This is a genomic window from Paracraurococcus lichenis, from assembly GCF_030657435.1.
GTDB lineage: Bacteria > Pseudomonadota > Alphaproteobacteria > Acetobacterales > Acetobacteraceae > Paracraurococcus > Paracraurococcus lichenis.
The window spans coordinates 1-4373 of the sequence record NZ_JAUTWS010000199.1 but is presented as its reverse complement, the minus strand read 5'-3'; the positions used below and the strand labels follow the sequence as shown (position 1 = coordinate 4373).

Genomic DNA, 4373 nt, shown 5'->3' with positions numbered 1-4373 from the left:
GCCCATCCACCACGTCATCTCGAGTGTTCTGGGTCATGTTGCAGTTCACCATCTCGGTTCCCGGTAGGACAAAGCGGTGTCCAGGGAAACCGGGGGCAGCTCATCCCCTGTCACCGCGTCCTTGCCGCCGGAGGGAAGATAGGAGGCTTTTCCGCACCAGGCGGCTCGGCTTCCAAAGCGCACATGCTCGAGCTCGAAGGCATTCGGCGTGTGGATCAGCCAGAGCCAGTGCAGCTTGCCTTTAGATTCTGACACTCGACAGGCTTCAGAGGTGGTGAGGGGAGATGCCGGGGGTCAGTATGGCTGCGGCCATGTGCTCACTCTAGATCGGGCCATAAGTTGTAAGCTGGCGGGCGAACCGCGGTTGCCGGCCGAGACCCGCCGCTGGCGTTGGAAAGAGCCCTCAGGACGACCCAACCATTGGTAGTTGCGGCGCCCGCCTCCTGGCACAATTTTAACGCAGTCGGAGGAGTGGTTCTCCGCAGGGGTGCGACGGCCCAATCGGCGTGCGTTGTTCGCCTCTGCACGTTCCGCGAAGCAGCTTCGACCAAGCTGGCCTCCAGCCCAAACTTCGAGCGACCATCTCGGCATTTTCAGGATGATGCGACGGGTATTCCATCGCTCGTTGTGAGCCCTTGCGCGGCTGCCGAGCTCGCTGTAAGCACATCTTGCTGCATTGCAGCATCACGCGGCTGAGCGTCATGGGTGCTATCACCCAAGCCCGCTGTCGTATCCCGGCCTCGTCCGACACGGCGCTCCTCGCTCGCACGTCATCATATCGAGGAGGAGCTCTGAATGGCGTCCAAGCGCCACCACACCACGGCTGCCTATGCCACCTGTGCTACGGCCATGCACCGCCGGAAGTCGCGAAACGCCGACGGCCTCACGAGAGGGGAAGCTGCTTGGCAGGTTGCAGTAGGTTGCGCTGCACTCGGCCTTGTGTCCTTAGCGGGCGGCTGTGCTCCAAACACCGCGGCGATGCCGGTTATCGCCAAGCCGCCCTCCTCCCCTGCTGAACCGGTGGAGCCGACCGCTTCGAAGCCGGCTGGCACTGCCACGCTGGCGGATGGGCACCGGGTCCGGCCAATCGGCGGACAGCAACTGGGCCAGGCGTCCTACTACGGTCCCGAATTCAACGGTCGTCGGATGGCTAACGGTCGCCGCTTCGATCCTCGGTCCACCTCGGTGGCCCACCGGACGCTACCCTTCGGCACGAAGGTCCTGGTCACCAATCTCGGCAATGGCCGCGCCGCGACCGCCACCGTGGAGGACCGCGGCCCGTTCGTTCAGGGTCGCATCATCGACCTGAGCCCGCGACTTGCGGAGCACCTGGGCATGGTCGTGCAGGGCGTCGCACCAGTCGCGGTGGTGCCGGTCGAGTTGGCCGAAGCACCCGATTGAGGGCCTGAGCAGGCATACGATGCATCTGCTACTGCGCGCGCGCTGAGGGCAGGATTCCTACCCCGACGCCCCTGCGCGCCCGCACATTAAGACACCCTGTGTCGCACCCGCAGGGCCTGTCTGGCTGCTCAGACGAATGGGACGCGGATTCGGCCTGCACCGACCTTCGTCGGGCTGCCCTGTTTGTTAGATCCAACCATTCCTGTTACCTCTGCAAATCGGATCATACCGACCCCCATGCCCCGTTGGCTTCCCCTGCTGCTCGGCTTTTTGACGGCCATCGGCCCTGTCTCGACCGACATGTACCTGCCTGCCTTCCCGGCCATCGAGGCCGAGCTCGGTACAGGCTGGGGCGGGGCGCAGGTGACCCTCGCAGCTTGGTTCGTTGGGCTCGCGGTCGGGCAGCTCGTCCAGGGCACGCTGGCAGATCGGCTCGGGCGCCGGCGGCCACTGGTCCTCGGCACGGCGCTCTACACGCTTGCTTCCGTGGGCTGTGCCTTGGCGTTGAACATGACGGCACTCTCGGCCTGGCGCTGCGCCGCGGCCTTCGGTGGCGCGGCTAGCGCGGTCATCCCGCGCGCCGTGGTGCGCGACCTCGCCGATGGGCATGAGGCGGCGCGACTGATGTCGCGCTTGATGCTCGTGATGGGCGCCGCCCCGATACTCGCGCCAACGCTTGGGGGATTTCTGCTGGGTGCCGGGGGCTGGCTTGCGATCTTCTGGGCCTGCACCGCCTACGGTCTCGCGTCCTGCCTGCTCGCCACGACTTTACTGCCCGAGACCCTGCCGCTCGTCAGGCGCGTGCGGCGCGCCCCGGCGGCCCTGCTTGGCGATTTCCTCCGCATTGCACGGGAGCGCGGCTTCCTGACCAACACGATCATGGCCGGCGCCAGCAGCTTCATCGTCTTCGCCTTCATCGGCGGCGCGCCGGAGGTCTACATCCGGCAGTTCCACATCCCACCGGAGCATTTCGGCCTGCTTTTCGCCGTGAGCGCAACCGGCTTCATAGCCGCCTCGCAGCTCAATCCCTGGCTGCTGCGTCGCTTTGGCGCGCGCGAGGTGCCGGCCCTGGCCCTCAGGATCTGCGCCGGCGCGGTGCTGGCGCTCGTCGTCAGCGTGTTCACCGGGGTCGGTGGCTTCCTCGGCGTCTACCTGCCGGGCGCACTCGCCCTGGCCTGCTCCGGATTGGTCTTCCCCAATGCCGCGGTCGGTGCCATGTCGCGGCATCCGACGCGGGCCGGGAGCGCCTCAGCTCTAATGGGTACCTTGCAATTCACCCTGGCCGCGGCCGGCAGTGCGCTGGTCGGGGCGCTGACGGACGGCACGCCCAGGCCTATGGCACTGCTGATGCTGCTCGGCGTGGCCGGCGCTACCGCTGCATGCCTGGCGCGCCCGATGCGTTAGCTGCTAGTTCGACGCCGGGGCGGGCGTATGCCCGTTTTCCGCCCTACGAGTGTCGCCGGGGTGAACTCATACCGCCAACAAGTCCCGAGCAGGTGCGGCGCCTCAAAGGCCCTACGTGACCCTTGTAGGGCTCGAGCGTGGGCGAGAGATGATGGCGGCCAAATCTACAGATTGAAGCGGCAGGCGGATGAACACCCTGCGGCTGCCCCAGTTGGCCCAGTAGACAAAGAGGTCGAAGCACCGCGCCACGAGCTCTCGCGGGTTGCCCTTGAAGTCACCCCACAGATAAGTGTTCACGAGGCTGTGCGGCGTGATCAGGGCCCGCGTGGATATGCGCCGCATTGCCTGCTGCGCCTCCTCGTCGAGGGAACGGTCGGTCGCTTGGATCCCGTAGTACTGGAACTCGCTCATGTGCGTGTCCCGCGCCTTAACCGTTCCTCGCCCAGTGACAGTAGGCGGCGATCCACTCGGCCCCGTTTGGCGGAGGTGACGGCAGTGGCAAATGCAGCAGGGAGATGCGCTGGGTCTCGCGGCCGTGCCGGCAAACGGCAACCGGGCTACCGTCATCACTCTGCTCAACAGCGACGACGGTCACCTCCAGACCCAGGACCCGTGTGTGGAACGGCAGCTCCAGGTTGTCCTCAATCATGGTGAAAAGACCCGTCTCCTGCTCGGTCTCGTCGTAGCAGTCGACAGTCGCCTCCTCGATCAGCGCGTTGAGCCGCTTCGCATCGACCGTCTTGCCTTCGTCACCCTTTCTCCTTGTCATGTTGCCCTCGATTAGATTGAGACATGCCACCGTTCTCCGGCCAGGGCTCCTATCCCAGAGGCAAGGGCCAGAGCGAGTCCACCGCCCGAACTCCAGAGATTACATTTCGGCTGAGATGTCGAAAACCTAGCCCGACGGTGGCGTCAGGGAGAGCATGCAAAACCGTGGGGGGCAGGGTCGACCGACCGCTATTGAGCCGGCCGTAGTGTTCTTGAGCTAGGCTGCGTAGCGGAATTGCGGATGGCGGAAGAAGGCGCGAATGCGGTCCGGTCGCTTGGACAGGCTGCGCATGTGGTTGACGACGGTCTGCTTGAGCTGCGACTTGCTGCGCGCCAGCGGCTTGGCGGTGACCACCTGCTTGACGTCGCCGTTCACACCCTCGTCCGGGTTGAGCTCGGGGCTGTAGGCCGGAAGGTGAAATACCTCGATCCGAGCCTCGCGCCCCGCCAGCCAGTCGCGGACCAGCCGCGCCCGGTGCACCTGCAAGCGATCGAGGATGAGGAATACCTTGCGCCCGGCCTCGCGCACCAGGCGCTCGAGGAAGCGGATCAGGGTCGGGGCCTTGATCGCGCCATTGAGGATCATCCAGCGCACCTCGCCCCTGTTGGTCACCGCCGAGACCAGGCCGACATTGGCGCGTCGGTGATTGGGGCGGACCACCGGGGTCTCGCCCCGCGGGGCGTAGCTGCGGCCGCGCACGTCGTCCGAGCGCAGGCCGCTCTCGTCGCCCCAGAAGATCACGCCGCCCTCTGCCCTGGCCCGCGCCGCAATCGCCGGGTACTCCCGCCGCAGCCAGCGC

Annotated in this window: 6 protein-coding genes; 3 read left to right on the top strand and 3 right to left on the bottom strand. The window is 66.1% G+C overall.

Going from position 1 to position 4373, the window contains the following annotated elements:
* Positions 1-102: 102 nt before the first annotated feature.
* From Q7A36_RS41965 to Q7A36_RS38595, 3 genes are all read left to right on the top strand, one after another.
* The gene (locus tag Q7A36_RS41965) at positions 103-252 is read left to right on the top strand and encodes an MGMT family protein (RefSeq protein WP_370655797.1); all 150 of its coding nucleotides are present in this window, start codon (positions 103-105) and stop codon (positions 250-252) included.
* Between the two features lie 726 nt (positions 253-978).
* Entirely contained in the window at positions 979-1401 is a 423-nt protein-coding gene (locus tag Q7A36_RS38600) for a septal ring lytic transglycosylase RlpA family protein (protein ID WP_305109101.1), read from the top strand.
* A gap of 237 nt (positions 1402-1638) precedes the next feature.
* On the top strand, positions 1639-2805 hold the full coding sequence (locus tag Q7A36_RS38595; RefSeq protein ID WP_305109100.1) for a multidrug effflux MFS transporter: 1167 nt from the start codon (positions 1639-1641) through the stop codon (positions 2803-2805).
* Between the two features lie 111 nt (positions 2806-2916).
* Here the strand turns inward: Q7A36_RS38595 and Q7A36_RS38590 are convergent, their stop codons facing one another.
* From Q7A36_RS38590 to Q7A36_RS38580, 3 genes are all read right to left on the bottom strand, one after another.
* Positions 2917-3216, bottom strand: coding sequence for a hypothetical protein (locus tag Q7A36_RS38590; protein ID WP_305109099.1), 300 nt, complete (start codon positions 3214-3216; stop codon positions 2917-2919).
* 16 nt (positions 3217-3232) lie between these two features.
* Positions 3233-3574 carry a calcium-binding protein gene (locus Q7A36_RS38585; protein WP_305109098.1) on the bottom strand — a complete coding sequence of 114 codons (342 nt, stop codon included), beginning with the start codon at positions 3572-3574 and terminating at the stop codon, positions 3233-3235.
* A gap of 216 nt (positions 3575-3790) precedes the next feature.
* On the bottom strand, positions 3791-4373 hold a 583-nt coding region (locus Q7A36_RS38580), incomplete at its 5' end, for an IS630 family transposase (RefSeq protein WP_305109097.1).

Bases quoted from the DNA above. Each gene is read 5' to 3' on its own strand.
- Q7A36_RS38600 (WP_305109101.1), top strand. From the start codon at position 979: ATGCCGGTTATCGCCAAGCCGCCCTCCTCCCCTGCTGAACCGGTGGAG.
- Q7A36_RS38595 (WP_305109100.1), top strand. From the start codon at position 1,639: ATGCCCCGTTGGCTTCCCCTGCTGCTCGGCTTTTTGACGGCCATCGGC.
- Q7A36_RS38590 (WP_305109099.1), bottom strand. From the start codon at position 3,216: ATGAGCGAGTTCCAGTACTACGGGATCCAAGCGACCGACCGTTCCCTC.
- Q7A36_RS38585 (WP_305109098.1), bottom strand. From the start codon at position 3,574: ATGACAAGGAGAAAGGGTGACGAAGGCAAGACGGTCGATGCGAAGCGG.